Genomic DNA, 13362 nt, shown 5'->3' on the forward strand with positions numbered 1-13362 from the left:
CCGCGCATGATCAACTCCACCCGAAACCTCTATGGCCCGCACTCGCGCACCTGACTTCGAAGACCGCCAGCGACAGATCCTCCGTGCTGCGGCAGTGCTGTTTGCCGAGCACGGTTACAACGAGACCTTACTCGACGACATCGCCGAGCGCTGCGGGACCAAGAAGTCGTCCCTCTACCACTACTACCCGTCGAAGGATGCGATCCTCCATGAGCTGATCGCATGGAAGATTTCTGACCTCACCGCCAAGGTCGAGGCAGCGGTCGAACCGATGGCATCGCCACGTGCGCGACTTGACGCGCTGGCGACGACGCTCGTCGAGGAGTACATCCGTACGCCGCAGGAAATCACCGTGCTGCTCACCCAGACGCGGCATCTCAGCGTCGTTGCGCTGCGTGACACGGCTGCAATCCAGAACCGGATCATCGATCTCGTCGTCGGGTTGTTGTCCGAATTGCGGCCGGAGTTGACGATCCCGCGACGAAAATCCACTGTGGTAGCGATGTTGTTTTTCGGGATGACTAACTGGATCCACGTCTGGTACAAGCCAGCGGGATCGATTGGCCCGGCGGAATTGGCGAGCATGATCGTCAACGTATTCCTTGACGGATTCGTCAATCAGCCGGCGTCGTTGTTGGGGTGAGCTGCTTCGTCTGCGCGCATGGCAGCCCCGTCCGCCTTTAGGCGGCGACGAAGCTGGCCCCGCTGTACCCAAGCAAGGGCACAGCGCGGATTACGTTGCCGCCGAATTGCAGGGGCCCACGTGCAATCATGTCATCGAGCAGCGAAGGCAGTCTTTATCCCTGAGGCGGGCTCGCCCTGTCGGCCAGATGCACGTAATACAACCCTGAGGGCACGTCAGGTCAGGTGCGGTCGAGCGAAGGCCACCTTACGCTGCACTGCCATCGTCCTAACCCTGAACGACAGGTCACCGACACATTGTCGCCCGAATGTGCACGGTGGGTCGGCGTCAGCTAAGGCCGAGATTCAGTCTCATGCCACCGACAACAGGCGGCACCTCGGCCTTATGTGGAGCTCCACATAAGGCCGATCAGCAGAAATTGATTTCGGCGTAACTGTCGAACTCGGGAGGCCCCGTGCGTGAAGGCGGTAGGCGCCGATGGGCTGCGGCGATGGAACCGAGTGCTGTAGGATATGCGTTTTCCATTTTCCGGGGAGACGATGAAGCTGCATGTCTACACCGGTGCCGAAGTGAAGGCACGTCGCAAGGCACTGGGCCTGGTTCAGGCCGATTTCTGGGGACTGTTCGGTGCCACCCAGAGCGCCGGTAGCCGCTACGAGTCCGAAGGTGGTAGGGAGATTCCCGAACCGATCCAGATCCTGCTGAACATTACACTTGCCAGTGACGCTAAGGCGAGCACGATCGTGCAGTCACTGCGGACGCTGGGTAAGCCGCCGAAACAGGACAGCAAGCCCAAGGTGCCGCTCGGGTTCGGCCGGCTGCCGTGACCAATCACCCGTGACGGGCCTTGGCCGCCCGTCGCAATCCTTCCCCTTCCAAGTTCCTCATCCCCACGACCTGTACAACCGGCAGGCCGATTCGTGTTCATGCGCGCCATCCTCTTGTTGGTCAGCCTCATGCTGGCCGGCTGCAATGCGGCCTTCATCCACGACCCCGTTGTCGATCAGAGGTCATCGAGACCGTCCCCGCTGCCGGCGCCGACGGCCGACGTACCCTTCTATCTCGTCACCGGCAAAACGACGGTCGGCCACCGCAGCTTCGCCAACGCCAAGAAGGTGCTTCCGTACGTCTTCGCGGGGATGGAGCAGGATTTCTACTGCGGCTGTAGCTACGTGGGGACGGCCGTCGATTTTGCGAGCTGTGGCTACGTTCCCCGCAGGAACCTGACGCGGGCCAGTCGCATCGAGTGGGAACATGTGGTGCCGGCCTGGACGATCGGACACCAGCGGCAGTGCTGGCAGGACGGCGGACGGCAGCGCTGCACCGAAATGGATCCGGTGTTCCAGATCGCCGAGGGCGACCTCAACAACCTGGTGCCCGCCGTGGGCGAAGTAAACGCCGACCGCAGCAACTTTGCGTACAGCATGTGGGAACGAGACCCGGCGCCGATGTACGGCGCCTGTCCCACGGTGGTCGACTTCAAGCTGAAGCGGGTCCAGCCGCGAGAAGGTGTCCGGGGCCGGGCTGCGCGAATCACGCTCTACATGTATCAGACATACGGTCTGCACCTCAGCGATCAGGACAGGAAGTTGATGTGCGCCTGGGCCAGGCGCTATCCCATCGATGACTGGGAGCGCGAGCGCAACCGGCGGATCGTGCGCTGGCAGGGCCGGGGCAATCCGTTTGTGACCGACGCCACCCAGCTCAAGCGCAGCTGCGGTTGAAGGCTCAGGCGGCGGGGCCGACCGGCATTTTCTCGCGCGACAGGTAGCGGTCCGTGTAGCGCTCGCGGCCGGTGACCGTGTCGACCGTCACCTGTGCGGCGCGCGGATAGATGTCGCGGCCCAGCATGGCCAGTTCGCCCGCCAGATCCTCCACGCCCGCCTTGTACCAGGCCTTGATGGGCTTTTGCGGACTGGTGCCGTCACTCCAGGAATACCCCTTGTCCATCTTCAGCCGATCCTTCATCTCGAAGGGTGCGTGCTCGGCCCACACGCAGTAGGTCCGGCGGCCGCTGCGCTCGAGGATGTGCGAGAGGATCGTGCGCGCCTCGGGCCCCGATCGGGTCAGCAGATACAGCAGCACTTCCGCGTCCACGAGCGCCCGGTGCGCGCCATAGAACACGCTGCCGAGCCGGTAGGCGAGCCATTCGAGTTTCGTCGAACCGGTCATCATGGCCTGCCAGGGTGCTTCACGCTGTGAGCACGCCCACCACTTGTTCATGAATGAGGGGAACCGCGCTTCCAGAAACCCCCGGTCGAACGGCGCATTGTGGGCGATCACCAGGTGGGCGCGTGCGATCGCCGCCTCGACACGCACCGCATCGAACACCTGCCCGGCGACGTCCGCATCGCGAATCCCGGTGAGTTCGGTGATGTTCGCCGGAATCGGCCGGCCCGGATCCTCAAAGCCGCTGTAACGCTCCAGAACGCGATGCACGAGGCCGGTTCGGGGATGGAACTCGGCCAGCACATACCCGAGGTCGATGATCCGGTCGTCGTCCTTGCTCAGACCCGTGGTCTCCGTGTCCACCACCATCGCGACGCGCAACTGTTGCGGATCCACGCCCTCGAGCGGGGCGTAGCACGGAGCGGGCTCGAAGCGTCGCAGTACCTTGAAATCGCCTGTCGCTTCGAGTTGCCGGGCCAGGTCCGCGTAGTCGGCCGTGGGTCGGCTCCCGGCAGGCACTGAGGTTTCCCCGGCGTTCACAGGCCTCGTGGTCGGGCTCATCTCATCCTTCCGCGCAGTCGGCGGCGGTGAGCCGCCAGGCGATCCCGAGGCCGAGGCCGAGGAGTACCTTGGATGCCGCGAAGCTCGCGGACGCCGCGAAACGCGCTCGACGGGCGTCCACGGTGTCGTCCGGCGCAACCCTGGTGACGTGTGGTCGGGACACGGCGTTCAACGCCTTCCCGCAATGCCTTGTCCGGCTTGAAGTGTGGCCGCCATTTCGCCGGGACCGACGCCGCTGCTCCCGTTCTGGGATTGCGCCCCGATCTGGCGGGCCCGCGACTGACACTGAAGCTGCCGAATCCCCGAATCCCCGAATCCCCGAATCCCCGAATCTCGACCCTGCCGCCGGCGGCCAGCGCCGTCTGCAGGGCATCGAGCAGAATACCGACGCCTCGAAGGCCTTCTTCCCGGTCAGTTGGGGGAAGCGCTCGGCAAGGCGATCGTGCAGTTCCGATTTGAGCATGACCGGATTCTACCCAAGCGCTGCGCCGTGCCCCGCATTGATCGGATCGCGCACAGGTTTGCCCCACCACCGCCGAGTCAAGAGCGTGGGCCGGCATCAGGCGTTCGTGGTGCGATCGGGGTCATGGGCCCCGAGTCGCGGTACGGCCACTGTCACCGGCGAGGCGTCTTTGTCACCTGTATAGGGTGGCAAGGTGCTGCAGAACCTTCGGCTTGAAGCAGAGCGCCACACCGCATTCCATAATGATGATGGATGCAATCGGCTTCGACGCCTATGACACCCTGCAGCGGTCCGCGCGCTGGCGTTAGCTGACCCGTCATCATCCACTGCGCCGGCGCGGTTGGCGAACCGAAGGCCCCGACGCGAAAGGAGGAACTCATGCAGTTTGCTGAACGCACGTTTCGTGATGCACTTGGGGCCATCGTGATTCAGAGTCGCCTGCGGCCCGGTGTCACCCGCCAGGACTTCGAAAAGCAGATGTTTCCAGGTCTGGAAGTCGGCCTGCCCGGGTGGCAACGAGCCCATAGCCAAGGCGCAGGCACGGGCTTCGAAAGCCCGAACGCGATCAGGTATGCGCCGGAGGCCGTCAATCAGCAGTATCAGCGCCTGGGCATTGAGCGCCACGTCCGTGAATTGCTCGCCCACAAACCGCCTGGCGTCGAGCTTTGGCTGACCACCGCGACGACAACGCATCCACGCACGCTTCGGCTCAAGGAGATTCAGTACCGGGTGGATGCCGTGCAGGGCACCCAGTCCCGCAGGCTCTTCGAAGCGAGCATTGCCGTTTCGGACAGTCGGGACAGTCCCCGCGTCACCGTGCAGGCGACCCCCTTCGGCACGTTCTCGTGATTGGAGACCGTCGCTCGGGCGCCAGTTTGGCGACCTCAAGCGCCGGCACCGACGTCGTCGGGATCGTCCCGGACGAGGCCTCGAGCCTTGGCCCGTCGGTCTCCCCGCGGCTCGAGTCGCACGACGAACGGGCGCTGCAATGCCGCGACATGGCGCGGGAAACGCGCGCCGAGCGGGGTGGTCATGCCAGCGTCCGTCCGTCTGACGTCACCGCCTCTTCCGCCACGCCCCGGTGCCGCGATCGATTGTGGCGCTGACGATTCCCGCTGCGGCGCATCGACAACGCGCCGCATGGCCACCGTGTTGCCGTCGTCTTCGGTGCGACAGACGATGGAATCGTTTGGCCGCACCGCGAATTCACAGGTGCCAGGCGTTCTCCCCCGCCCGGTTCAGGGCCGGGCGCTGCCGGGCGAGTTCGGCCTTTTCCTCGAACGCATCATCGAGTTCGACCGCGACAGCCGGATTGTCCCCGGCGACGTCATCCATGATGGCGTCGCGGTCGGCCAACGCCGTCGGCCGCTGGACAAGCCGCGTCACGGCCCGCGCTGGCGCAGCGCGGTCTTCCGGGGCGCGAAGTGGGTGCGAGCTGCGTCATCGGGCACGCTCGGGCGAGGACCATCGATAGTCGCCCGGACCTGTGCGCGGAACCAAGCGTCATACGCAGCGGCTTCGTGGACACGCTGCATCTGCTGGGCTGCATCCTGGCGCGGCCGGCGGCTCATGTCGCCCTCGCTGTCTTGCGGGGCGTCGAGCAGGTCGACGCGAACGATGTGCAGCTCGTTGTGCAGGTAAGCCATGCCAGTATCCAGGCTGCGCCACGTCCTGGGCTTGTCGGTGCACCGGGTGCCGAGATGCTTTTCCACCCGGCCGAGCCTGAGCGTGACGGACCAGCCACCGGGTCGGCCAATGATGAAGGGGCCGCGGATGGCGCTCGCCCCGGCTATGCGTCGCTATGGATCGTTTGCGTGCTCATCCGTCCATCCTGCCGCTGGCGCAGTGAAATGGCAGGCGGCCGGCATCGTTTGGCAGCCGCAGCTCGACGAACCGATTCGGCGAGGGGACGGGCGGCCGGACATGGCCGGACCCAGTCCACGGCTTTCGCGTGCTCACTTGTCCCTTGCACGATTCCCGCACTTGCCTGCGCCTGATGCTCGCTGTACCGGGATGATATTCTTGCCCGATGGCGCTCTCGACTCGCATGTTCCTGCTGGATCAGGCTGATCGGCTGTATCGGCTGCCGGGCGCACTGTTTGAGCGCATGCTTCGTGATCCTGGCGGCCACCCGGTACGCCAATTTTCCGGTGCGCGGATACGTATGATCGACATGCTGGTCCAGCTTGAGAACCGTCAGCCGATTGATGTTGCCTGGATGTCCTGTCATGTCCTCACCTTCGATGCGTCCGGATGCCTCGACCCGGGCGCATTCGAGCGTCACCAGCGGGCGCGTGCTGATCTGGGTCTGGCGGCGCTGAGCGGCACGTTCGATCGTAGTGCGTCCGTCGTCGACGCCGCAACGCACTTCGTTGCGCGGGGTGGAGGCTGGACGCCGTCACCCGGCATGCTGCAGCGTCTCCGTGATGTCGGATTGGGCAAATCAGCCTGTGCCCGGCTGTCACTGCGCCGCGGTCCGCGTACGCCGCCATCTCGGTAGAACCCATGCACGAAGCCCCGGAACAGGAGGTCGATCGCTACCTTCGCAGCGGAAACGTCGAGATGCGTTACTCGGCATGGCCCGGGGAGGCCTTTTGCGATCGTGTCCGATACGGCGAAAAAGCGCTTCGCGCGGCGCTGATCGAGGCTGTGCGCAGCCGCCGCCCACGCCGCCGGCGCGGTACGGTGCCGTCCGAGCAGAGCGGCGCGGCGTTCGTTCGCACGAAGCTCGCGCCGATGGTCCAGGGCCTGTTCCCGCGCCATGAGCAGGCGCTCGTGCTTGACGTGCTCTGTGGCTCGATCGTCTTTGTGACGCCGACGACCATTGAGGGGGTGCTCGAACGGGTGTCCTCCCTGAACACGGCGTGGAAGCTGGCCAACCTCTATCTCGCGAGCATCGATGCCGCACTGCTTGCCGACGATGCGCCGAGGATCGTGGGCTTGAGCGAGGAAACGACGTGCTACGTGTCGGGCGAATACTTCAGGGAGGCGGGTCGCTTCGACGACTATCTGGTCCACGAGGCCGCGCATGTCTTTCACAACTGCAAGCGTGAATCGATCGGCCTGCGCCAGACCCGGGTGAAGGAATGGCTGCTGGAGATCGATTATGCCAGGCGCGAGACCTTCGCCTACGCCTGCGAGACCTATGGCCGTATCCTGGAACTCGGTAGCGGGCTGAGGGCGCGGCAGCAACTGCTCGCCGACTACGCTCGCGGGCCGATGCCGGCCGACGACCGGGTGGAGACCGGCGAGTATCTGGACATCCTGGGCGAGGCCATTGCCGCCCGCAATGGCTGGAAAAGCATTCTGGCGCGGTGCGCTGCACCCCGGCCGATGCGTCCCCACCTCACGGGCCATGGAGCATGGTGAGCGGACCCTGTCCTGGACTTGCATGTCGGCTTTGCGACGATCGACGGGTTTAAGCGAAGAGAATGCCAGCCTTCAGGGATCTCTTCCTGAAGAACGCTCCAGGAAGACACACCCGTTCCATGTCGTCGCGGTGCGACCGGTTTCACGTCGGTCGTGATACCCCTCACTGGCTGTGTCGTCGACCGTCCCTTTTTGAGCCGGGGTAAGAGCAGCACGCGGCTCTCGACGTCGATCGGGTGCAGCTTCCGCCCGCAGACCTTCTACACCCGCAGCCCATGGCGAAACATCACCAGGATCAGGCAGTGTTCGCGCGCCTCGGTGGGGCTGACGCCGGTGGCAGTGATCAGGCGCTCGACCTCGCGCGCGGCGAGGTCGCGACGCTCATTCATCCTGTCGCGCAGGAGAAACCGGCATGACCGCTCAAGTCTTCAAGAGCCATCCCAAACAGGAAAAGAGGCTACCGCCAGTTCTCCACCTGTAAGCCCCCCACACGATGGAACTCGCCGACGTTCGACGTCACCACGATCAAACCGCGTGCGACCCCGGTGCCCGCGATCAACACGTCGTAGGCGCCAATCGGCTGCCCCTTGTTCTTCAGCGCAGCCCGAATGGCCGCTGTGGCCTGCGCATCGGCATCCTCGAAGAATACGGTACGCGTCACGGAAAAGAAGGCATCGAGCATGGGCGCCAACCTTCTCGCGCGCTCGCTGTTGAGCGCCAACCCATAGTCGATCTCCATGCGTGTGATCGAGGAAACGACGATCTGATGCGGCGAGGTGGCCTTGATGCGGGCCAGCACGCCGGGCTGGCCTTTCACGAAATCGGACACCGTGCAGGTGTCCAGCAGATATTTCATGCCAACGGATCTTCCACGGGGAGAGTCAGCCGGTCGCGCCCCGCCTCGAACGGCGGTATGTCCGCCATGCCCTGGAAGTCCATCACCGCATCAGGCCACTGGGCCTGCGCGTGTCGTGCAAGCCATTCGCTGACCGCCTTGCGGATCAGCGCATTGCGGCTCTCTCCCGCCTGCGCGGCAACGGCCGTCAGCCGCTGCCCGGTCACGTCATCGAAATAGACATTGAAATGCATGCACGCCTCCAGCACTCCGGCATCACACGTTGTGATGTTATACGCTCGCCGTAACGGGCTCAAGGAGGGGTCGTCTCAGAAAACGGAAAATAAAGCACGTTAAGCCGATTGCATTGGCCACCGCATCGCACGGGTAGGCGAGCGTCTTGCCACCGGCTGCGGTGCTGGTCAGGCGCCCGGCCGCATCTCACACGTAGGCCACGGTGTCGCTATTGTCGGCGTACTTGGCCTGGGTGCGACGGCCCAGCAGATCGTAGGCGAAGGCGACGTTGTCAGCGGCCGTGGGGTAGCTGCGGCTGGTCAGGCGGTGCAGGTTGTCGTAGGCGAGCGTGATGGTTTCGCCGCTGCGCTTGCGGTGGTTGATGAGGCTGCCGACTGCGTTGTAGCCGAACTGCTTGTAGTCGGTGGTCGATGAGGTATTGACGGTGCTCGGGTGCGGGTAGCGCAGCTTCACCCGGCGGTCGTGGCCGTCGTACTCGTAGGGGCCAGCTCACGAAACGGGAAAATCGTATGGTAGTGGCGTGGATCTGTACGGCAATCTGCCGTATAATTTCAGCCGGAGGACAAGACTATGCCCGCAGCCATTTCTACCGCCCGCCTCGAAGCCCGGATCAGCACCGATCTGCATTCGATGCTCAAGCGCGCCGCCGAACTTCAGGGGCGCACCATGACTGATTTCGTGGTCGCTGCCGTCCAGGACGCCGCGCAACGCGCCATCGAGCAAGCCGAGGTCATCCGCCTGTCGCTGGCCGATCAGGAGTGCTTTGCACAAGCGTTGCTGTCGCCGCCGCAACCGGCCCCGGCCTTGGAACGCGCTTTCGCCCGTCGCCGCAAGCTCTTGCGTGCTGAATGAGCAGCGCACCGTTCCTGCTCACGCCGCTCGATGCCGCGCATGTTCGCGCAGCGTTCAACTGCGGTTCAGAACCGCTTGAGCGCTACCTGCGGGAACAAGTCACCCAAGATGTTCGCCGCCGTGTGGCTGCCTGCTTCGTGGCGTTGGCAGAAGGGCAGCGCATCGCGGGCTACTACACGCTGGCGTCGGCAAGCCTGCTGCTGGCCGATCTTCCGGCCAGCGTCGGCAAGAAGCTGCCGCGCTATCCGACCGTCCCAGCGGTTCGCATGGGCCGCTTGGCCGTCGATCAGGCTTTCAAAGGGCAAGGGCTTGGCGGCGCACTGCTGGCCGATGCGCTTGACCGTGCTGTCCGTTCCGAGATTGCCGCCTATGCCTTGATGGTGGATGCGAAGGACGAGGCGGCAGCGGCCTTCTACCGACATCATGGCTTCATCGCTTTGCCCGACTCACCGTTCACGCTCTTCCTGCCGCTGGCAACGGTGGAGGCGTCTCGGAAAACGGAAAATAGCGCGCGCTAAGCCGTTGGCATTCTTGCGCGTCAGGTTGGGCTATAGCTCAAATTGACGTTGACACCACTTATTGGCCTCATCGTCCTGGGCATTCACTCGTTCATTAGCTTGCTGACCGCCTTACGGATCAGCGCATTGCGGCTCTCTCCCGCCTACGCGGCAACCGCCGTCAGCCGCTGCCCGGTCACGTCATCGAAGTAGACATTGAAATGCATACACGGCTGCGGCACGCCGGTATCACGCGTCGTGATGTTATACGCTCGCTGTAACGGGCTACAGGCTGACCGCAGCGGCGCTCCCTTGACGCGCCGACCGCCGGACGCATGGCGTCCTGAACGCACAGGGTCGGCGTTTGGGGATCGCGATTTCCGATATTGCGCATTTATCGTTAATTAAGATAATCTGCATTTATCGGCTTTCCCGCTAGAAGTCCATGCTCAGGCTCAACTCCCCCCAGCAGACCGGCCAGATTCTCGTCACTCGACGAAAGGCGCTCAGCCTGTCCCAGGCAGCCGTCGCGGCAAGCCTCGGCATCAGTCAGAACCGTCTCTCGGAGCTGGAAGCCCATCCCGAGCGCTTCACGCTCGACCGTCTCCTCGCCCTGGCGAGCCAGCTCGGCCTGGAACTTGTGCTCCAGGACAAGACGCCGCCCACCAATGAGAGCGAGTGGTAATGATGGGGCGCCCTGCCCACACCCGCGCTCTCAATGCGTGGACCAACGGCAGGCTGGTTGGCCAGTGGCGTTTGCCGGGGCGGGGACCGACCGAGTTCCAGTACGAGCCGGCCTGGATCGCCTCGCCCGAAGGGCGCCCCCTGTCTCTGTCGTTGCCCTTCACGCTGGACAATCTGCCCCTGCGCGGCGACGTTGTCCGCAACTACTTCGACAACCTTCTGCCCGACAGCGACCGCATCCGTGCGCGCCTGCAGTCGCGCTTTCGCACGGAAAGCACCGGAGCCTTCGATCTGCTGCAGGCCATCGGGCGCGACTGCGTGGGTGCCGTGCAACTGCTGCCCGATAACGTCGAACCCGACAGCGTGTTTCGCATCGACGTAGAGCCGCTCGACGACGCGGGCGTGGAACGGATCCTCAGGGGCACCGTGTCCCTGAGCGGCGTTCTCGGTCTGGCCGCGGTGGAGGAAGGCGAGTTCCGCATCTCGATTGCGGGTGCCCAGGAGAAGACCGCACTAACCTGGCATGCGGGTCAATGGTGCCGCCCCTGCGGCGCCACGCCCACCACTCACATCTTCAAGTTGCCGCTGGGTCTGGTCGGCAACCGTCAGGCGGACATGCGCACTTCGGTCGAAAACGAGTGGCTCTGCGCCCAACTCCTGGCCGGCTTTGGTCTGCCGGTTGCGCCTTGCAAGATCGAGCGCTTCGGTGACCAGAAAGTCCTGGTCGTGGAACGCTTCGACCGCCGGCTGGCGAGCGCCGGCGACTATTGGCTGCGCTTGCCCCAGGAGGACTTCTGCCAAGCCACCGGCACCCCCCCCGGGGCAAAGTACGAAGCCGATGGCGGCCCCGGCCTGATGGACATCGCGCGCATCCTGCAGAATTCGGAAACGCGCGAGGCCGATCTCCGGACGCTTCTGAAGGCGCAATTGCTCTTCTGGATGCTCGCGGCGACCGACGGCCATGCCAAGAACTTTTCGCTCTTCCTGCTCCCCGGCGGGCGCTACCGCCTGACACCGCTCTACGACGTGTTGTCGGCCTGGCCGGTCACCGGCACGGGCCCAAATCAACTCGATTACGAGAAGCTTCGCCTGGCCATGGCCGTGCGCGGCAAGAACACCCACTACAGGCTGCGCGACATCCAGCGCCGGCACTTCAACGATATGGCCCGCAAGTGTGGCCTCGGTGCCGACATGGAGCCCCTCATCGACGAACTGGTGTCCCGCACCCCCCGCGTGCTCGAGGCGGTGAGCCGGGCACTGCCACCGGATTTCCCGCCGGACGTTTTCGATGCGGTCGCTGCTGGTCTGCGTAGCTCGGCCAAGCGGCTATGAGCGGTCGGTGCGTCTGGCGGGACGGCTCGCCGGTGACCGCTACCTGCGGGTGAGCCGCCCGCCCGCGCAGGTGCAAGTGCGGGCGACCAGCGGCGCCTCAGTTGCCCGGGAGACCCGATGACGCGTGCCGTCGCGCTGTCCGCTCGAGCATGAATTCCTGTACGTTTACCCACCCACACATCGACGTCATTGCGCTCCCCGCGCGAGAGGCCCCATGGAACCCGCTGACACTGCGCACCGCACAACCTATGCAATTAAGCGTCAGTCGACCCAACGCGACGCCACCCCCGCCCCCGATCTCTTCGACAGCCTCGAGCGCTGGCTCAACACACCTGACCTCGCCTATGCCTCCTGGCTCAATCACCAGAGGCTGCGTGCCTCCACGAAGACGGTCTACACGGCCATGTTCGGCCGCTTCTGCCAATGGCTCCAGGCCCAGGGCCGCCGTCTGGACACGCTCGACGCCGACGACATCCGGCGCTTTCTCGACAGCGCGGGCAGCGCGCCGCGCCAGCGGGCCCAGCGCGGGCGGCAGCGCCAGCAGTACGTGCGCCAGCTCGAGCGCGTGTTCGCGCATCTGGGCGCGCTGGGCTACCGCGGTGACAACGTCGGCAGTCTCGCGGGCGCCGAACAGGTGGGGCAGGGCAACGATCAGCCGGGCCGGTTCCTAAGCGCGGCCGAATGCGAGGCGCTGATTGCGCTGCTGACGACGACACTGGCGGACCTCGCGCAGGAGGGGAAGGGCGCCGAGGCGTGGATCGAGTACCGGGATCTGGCGCTGGTCGCGGTGATGCTGGGGGCAGGGTTGAAGGTGCGGGATGTGGTGGGTCTGACGCTTAATTGCATTGATTTGGTGGAGGAACGCATCGAACTGAGCCGCCCGGGGTGCGCCCACCGTGCCCGCATCCTTGGCTTTGCCGTCGCGCCGATCCGGGCGTGGCTCGCGCTCCAGGACCAGATCCACGGCGCCGCGGACGCGTCGCCCGTGCGCAAGGTGTTCGAGGCGGACCGCTCGGCCGGCTTCGGACGCCTGAGCAAGAAGGTCACGCTCTCCGCCTCCTCGGTCCACCGCCGCACGCAGAAGCTGCTCGAGGGGGCGGGCATCACCGGCGAGCGGGCGTGTGCGCAGACGCTGCGCAACACCTATGTGGGACTGCTCATCGACGGCGGCGCCACCGACGAGCAGTTGATCGACTATCTGGGGCTGCAGGCCTCGATTAGCGCACAACGCTTGCGCGCCAGTTTCGCGCGTGCAAAGGCTTTGCCGGCTGGGAGGCACTGTTGATCCGCCCCCACCTCACCGGCCGCCACTCAAGCATCGTGGGCTCCTCTGATGCTGAGTGGCGGGACGCAGCGCTGCAGGCGGCCACGTGACAAACCAGCGCCGCCGGCTGGCGAACCGGGAAGGTTGACGACTGCTCTCGTGCCGCGACTACGATGGCCCCTGGCACGCAAGCAGCACGCTGCAAACGTCCAGGTCAGGCGGCACCGATCATCACAACGTTGTCACTTCGACGCACATCGTTGCTTGCCACCGTCACCAGGAATCGGTCAAGTCGACGACCGCTACGGTCATCCAGGGTGCCGCGACATTATCCGAATGGGATGACGGCTTACGCCTGTCGTGCCCTCCCGTAATCGACCGAGACCGGGCATCCGGATTTCCCCGAAGCCGCCGGTGAGGCACGGTGGCCTTCTGTGA

General features: G+C 64.9%; 20 protein-coding genes and 1 pseudogene. 11 read left to right on the top strand and 10 right to left on the bottom strand.

The genetic code is table 11. From position 1 onward, the window contains the following. Positions 1-31: 31 nt before the first annotated feature. The 3 genes from GH664_RS23185 (at position 32) to GH664_RS23195 (ending at position 2367) form a co-directional block, all read left to right on the top strand. The gene (locus GH664_RS23185; RefSeq protein ID WP_153167883.1) at positions 32-643 is read left to right on the top strand and encodes a TetR/AcrR family transcriptional regulator; all 612 of its coding nucleotides are present in this window, start codon (positions 32-34) and stop codon (positions 641-643) included. Between the two features lie 539 nt (positions 644-1182). After that, complete coding sequence (locus GH664_RS23190; RefSeq protein WP_194270372.1) at positions 1183-1470, top strand: DNA-binding transcriptional regulator; 288 nt, start codon at positions 1183-1185, stop codon at positions 1468-1470. A 99-nt stretch (positions 1471-1569) separates the two neighbouring features. After that, positions 1570-2367 (top strand): endonuclease, encoded by a 798-nt coding sequence (locus GH664_RS23195; RefSeq protein WP_153167884.1) that lies wholly within the window; start codon positions 1570-1572, stop codon positions 2365-2367. Between the two features lie 4 nt (positions 2368-2371). Here GH664_RS23195 and GH664_RS23200 read toward each other — a convergent pair whose 3' ends face one another. The 3 genes and pseudogenes from GH664_RS23200 to GH664_RS23210 all read right to left on the bottom strand — a co-directional run. After that, complete coding sequence (locus GH664_RS23200; protein WP_256219464.1) at positions 2372-3331, bottom strand: 3'-5' exonuclease; 960 nt, start codon at positions 3329-3331, stop codon at positions 2372-2374. A gap of 43 nt (positions 3332-3374) precedes the next feature. After that, the gene (locus tag GH664_RS23205) at positions 3375-3536 is read right to left on the bottom strand and encodes a hypothetical protein (RefSeq protein ID WP_228111459.1); all 162 of its coding nucleotides are present in this window, start codon (positions 3534-3536) and stop codon (positions 3375-3377) included. Between the two features lie 67 nt (positions 3537-3603). After that, positions 3604-3933: pseudogene (locus GH664_RS23210) on the bottom strand (HU family DNA-binding protein); the annotation flags it as partial. A gap of 281 nt (positions 3934-4214) precedes the next feature. Here GH664_RS23210 and GH664_RS23215 point away from each other — a divergent pair. Then, entirely contained in the window at positions 4215-4685 is a 471-nt protein-coding gene (locus tag GH664_RS23215; RefSeq protein WP_153167885.1) for a polymorphic toxin type 4 domain-containing protein, read from the top strand. 35 nt (positions 4686-4720) lie between these two features. Here GH664_RS23215 and GH664_RS23220 read toward each other — a convergent pair whose 3' ends face one another. From GH664_RS23220 to GH664_RS23230, 3 genes are all read right to left on the bottom strand, one after another. After that, positions 4721-4870, bottom strand: coding sequence for a hypothetical protein (locus GH664_RS23220; RefSeq protein WP_157748705.1), 150 nt, complete (start codon positions 4868-4870; stop codon positions 4721-4723). A 172-nt stretch (positions 4871-5042) separates the two neighbouring features. Further along, on the bottom strand, positions 5043-5222 hold the full coding sequence (locus GH664_RS23225) for a hypothetical protein (protein ID WP_194270373.1): 180 nt from the start codon (positions 5220-5222) through the stop codon (positions 5043-5045). After that, positions 5219-5482, bottom strand: a complete 264-nt coding sequence (locus GH664_RS23230; protein WP_096453126.1) for a hypothetical protein — start codon at positions 5480-5482, stop codon at positions 5219-5221. The genes GH664_RS23225 and GH664_RS23230 overlap by 4 nt, the downstream gene beginning before the upstream one ends. Positions 5483-5883: 401 nt before the next feature. Between GH664_RS23230 and GH664_RS23235 the strand changes: the two genes are divergently transcribed. Further along, on the top strand, positions 5884-6336 hold the full coding sequence (locus GH664_RS23235) for a hypothetical protein (protein ID WP_153167886.1): 453 nt from the start codon (positions 5884-5886) through the stop codon (positions 6334-6336). A gap of 5 nt (positions 6337-6341) precedes the next feature. Next, positions 6342-7205: a hypothetical protein gene (locus GH664_RS23240; protein ID WP_096453128.1), complete on the top strand. Its 864-nt coding sequence runs from the start codon at positions 6342-6344 to the stop codon at positions 7203-7205. Positions 7206-7465: 260 nt separating this feature from the next. Here the strand turns inward: GH664_RS23240 and GH664_RS23245 are convergent, their stop codons facing one another. From GH664_RS23245 to GH664_RS23260, 4 genes are all read right to left on the bottom strand, one after another. Next, the gene (locus GH664_RS23245; protein ID WP_255424921.1) at positions 7466-7594 is read right to left on the bottom strand and encodes a hypothetical protein; all 129 of its coding nucleotides are present in this window, start codon (positions 7592-7594) and stop codon (positions 7466-7468) included. 68 nt (positions 7595-7662) lie between these two features. Then, the gene (locus tag GH664_RS23250; protein ID WP_096453130.1) at positions 7663-8061 is read right to left on the bottom strand and encodes a type II toxin-antitoxin system VapC family toxin; all 399 of its coding nucleotides are present in this window, start codon (positions 8059-8061) and stop codon (positions 7663-7665) included. Further along, positions 8058-8294: a CopG family transcriptional regulator gene (locus GH664_RS23255; protein WP_096453132.1), complete on the bottom strand. Its 237-nt coding sequence runs from the start codon at positions 8292-8294 to the stop codon at positions 8058-8060. Before GH664_RS23255 ends, GH664_RS23250 begins: the two co-directional genes overlap by 4 nt. A gap of 187 nt (positions 8295-8481) precedes the next feature. After that, the gene (locus GH664_RS23260) at positions 8482-8748 is read right to left on the bottom strand and encodes an RHS repeat domain-containing protein (protein ID WP_096453134.1); all 267 of its coding nucleotides are present in this window, start codon (positions 8746-8748) and stop codon (positions 8482-8484) included. 117 nt (positions 8749-8865) lie between these two features. Here GH664_RS23260 and GH664_RS23265 point away from each other — a divergent pair, with 117 nt between their 5' ends. The 5 genes from GH664_RS23265 (at position 8866) to GH664_RS23285 (ending at position 12945) form a co-directional block, all read left to right on the top strand. Further along, entirely contained in the window at positions 8866-9147 is a 282-nt protein-coding gene (locus GH664_RS23265) for a DUF1778 domain-containing protein (RefSeq protein ID WP_096453136.1), read from the top strand. Continuing rightward, the gene (locus tag GH664_RS23270) at positions 9144-9665 is read left to right on the top strand and encodes a GNAT family N-acetyltransferase (RefSeq protein ID WP_153167887.1); all 522 of its coding nucleotides are present in this window, start codon (positions 9144-9146) and stop codon (positions 9663-9665) included. Before GH664_RS23265 ends, GH664_RS23270 begins: the two co-directional genes overlap by 4 nt. Before the next feature lie 424 nt (positions 9666-10089). Further along, positions 10090-10329: a helix-turn-helix domain-containing protein gene (locus tag GH664_RS23275; RefSeq protein ID WP_096453140.1), complete on the top strand. Its 240-nt coding sequence runs from the start codon at positions 10090-10092 to the stop codon at positions 10327-10329. 2 nt (positions 10330-10331) lie between these two features. Beyond that, entirely contained in the window at positions 10332-11660 is a 1329-nt protein-coding gene (locus tag GH664_RS23280) for a type II toxin-antitoxin system HipA family toxin (protein ID WP_096453142.1), read from the top strand. 214 nt (positions 11661-11874) lie between these two features. Next, positions 11875-12945 (top strand): tyrosine-type recombinase/integrase, encoded by a 1071-nt coding sequence (locus GH664_RS23285; protein WP_153167888.1) that lies wholly within the window; start codon positions 11875-11877, stop codon positions 12943-12945. Positions 12946-13362: the final 417 nt, after the last annotated feature.

The organism is Thauera sp. 2A1, assembly GCF_009469595.2.
In the GTDB taxonomy this organism is placed as follows: Bacteria; Pseudomonadota; Gammaproteobacteria; order Burkholderiales; family Rhodocyclaceae; genus Thauera.

Bases quoted from the DNA above. Each gene is read 5' to 3' on its own strand.
- GH664_RS23185 (WP_153167883.1), top strand. From the start codon at position 32: ATGGCCCGCACTCGCGCACCTGACTTCGAAGACCGCCAGCGACAGATC.
- GH664_RS23280 (WP_096453142.1), top strand. From the start codon at position 10,332: ATGGGGCGCCCTGCCCACACCCGCGCTCTCAATGCGTGGACCAACGGC.
- GH664_RS23270 (WP_153167887.1), top strand. From the start codon at position 9,144: ATGAGCAGCGCACCGTTCCTGCTCACGCCGCTCGATGCCGCGCATGTT.
- GH664_RS23190 (WP_194270372.1), top strand. From the start codon at position 1,183: ATGAAGCTGCATGTCTACACCGGTGCCGAAGTGAAGGCACGTCGCAAG.
- GH664_RS23285 (WP_153167888.1), top strand. From the start codon at position 11,875: ATGGAACCCGCTGACACTGCGCACCGCACAACCTATGCAATTAAGCGT.
- GH664_RS23240 (WP_096453128.1), top strand. From the start codon at position 6,342: ATGCACGAAGCCCCGGAACAGGAGGTCGATCGCTACCTTCGCAGCGGA.
- GH664_RS23255 (WP_096453132.1), bottom strand. From the start codon at position 8,294: ATGCATTTCAATGTCTATTTCGATGACGTGACCGGGCAGCGGCTGACG.
- GH664_RS23220 (WP_157748705.1), bottom strand. From the start codon at position 4,870: ATGACCACCCCGCTCGGCGCGCGTTTCCCGCGCCATGTCGCGGCATTG.
- GH664_RS23195 (WP_153167884.1), top strand. From the start codon at position 1,570: ATGCGCGCCATCCTCTTGTTGGTCAGCCTCATGCTGGCCGGCTGCAAT.
- GH664_RS23250 (WP_096453130.1), bottom strand. From the start codon at position 8,061: ATGAAATATCTGCTGGACACCTGCACGGTGTCCGATTTCGTGAAAGGC.
- GH664_RS23275 (WP_096453140.1), top strand. From the start codon at position 10,090: ATGCTCAGGCTCAACTCCCCCCAGCAGACCGGCCAGATTCTCGTCACT.
- GH664_RS23235 (WP_153167886.1), top strand. From the start codon at position 5,884: ATGTTCCTGCTGGATCAGGCTGATCGGCTGTATCGGCTGCCGGGCGCA.
- GH664_RS23245 (WP_255424921.1), bottom strand. From the start codon at position 7,594: ATGAATGAGCGTCGCGACCTCGCCGCGCGCGAGGTCGAGCGCCTGATC.
- GH664_RS23265 (WP_096453136.1), top strand. From the start codon at position 8,866: ATGCCCGCAGCCATTTCTACCGCCCGCCTCGAAGCCCGGATCAGCACC.
- GH664_RS23230 (WP_096453126.1), bottom strand. From the start codon at position 5,482: ATGGCTTACCTGCACAACGAGCTGCACATCGTTCGCGTCGACCTGCTC.
- GH664_RS23215 (WP_153167885.1), top strand. From the start codon at position 4,215: ATGCAGTTTGCTGAACGCACGTTTCGTGATGCACTTGGGGCCATCGTG.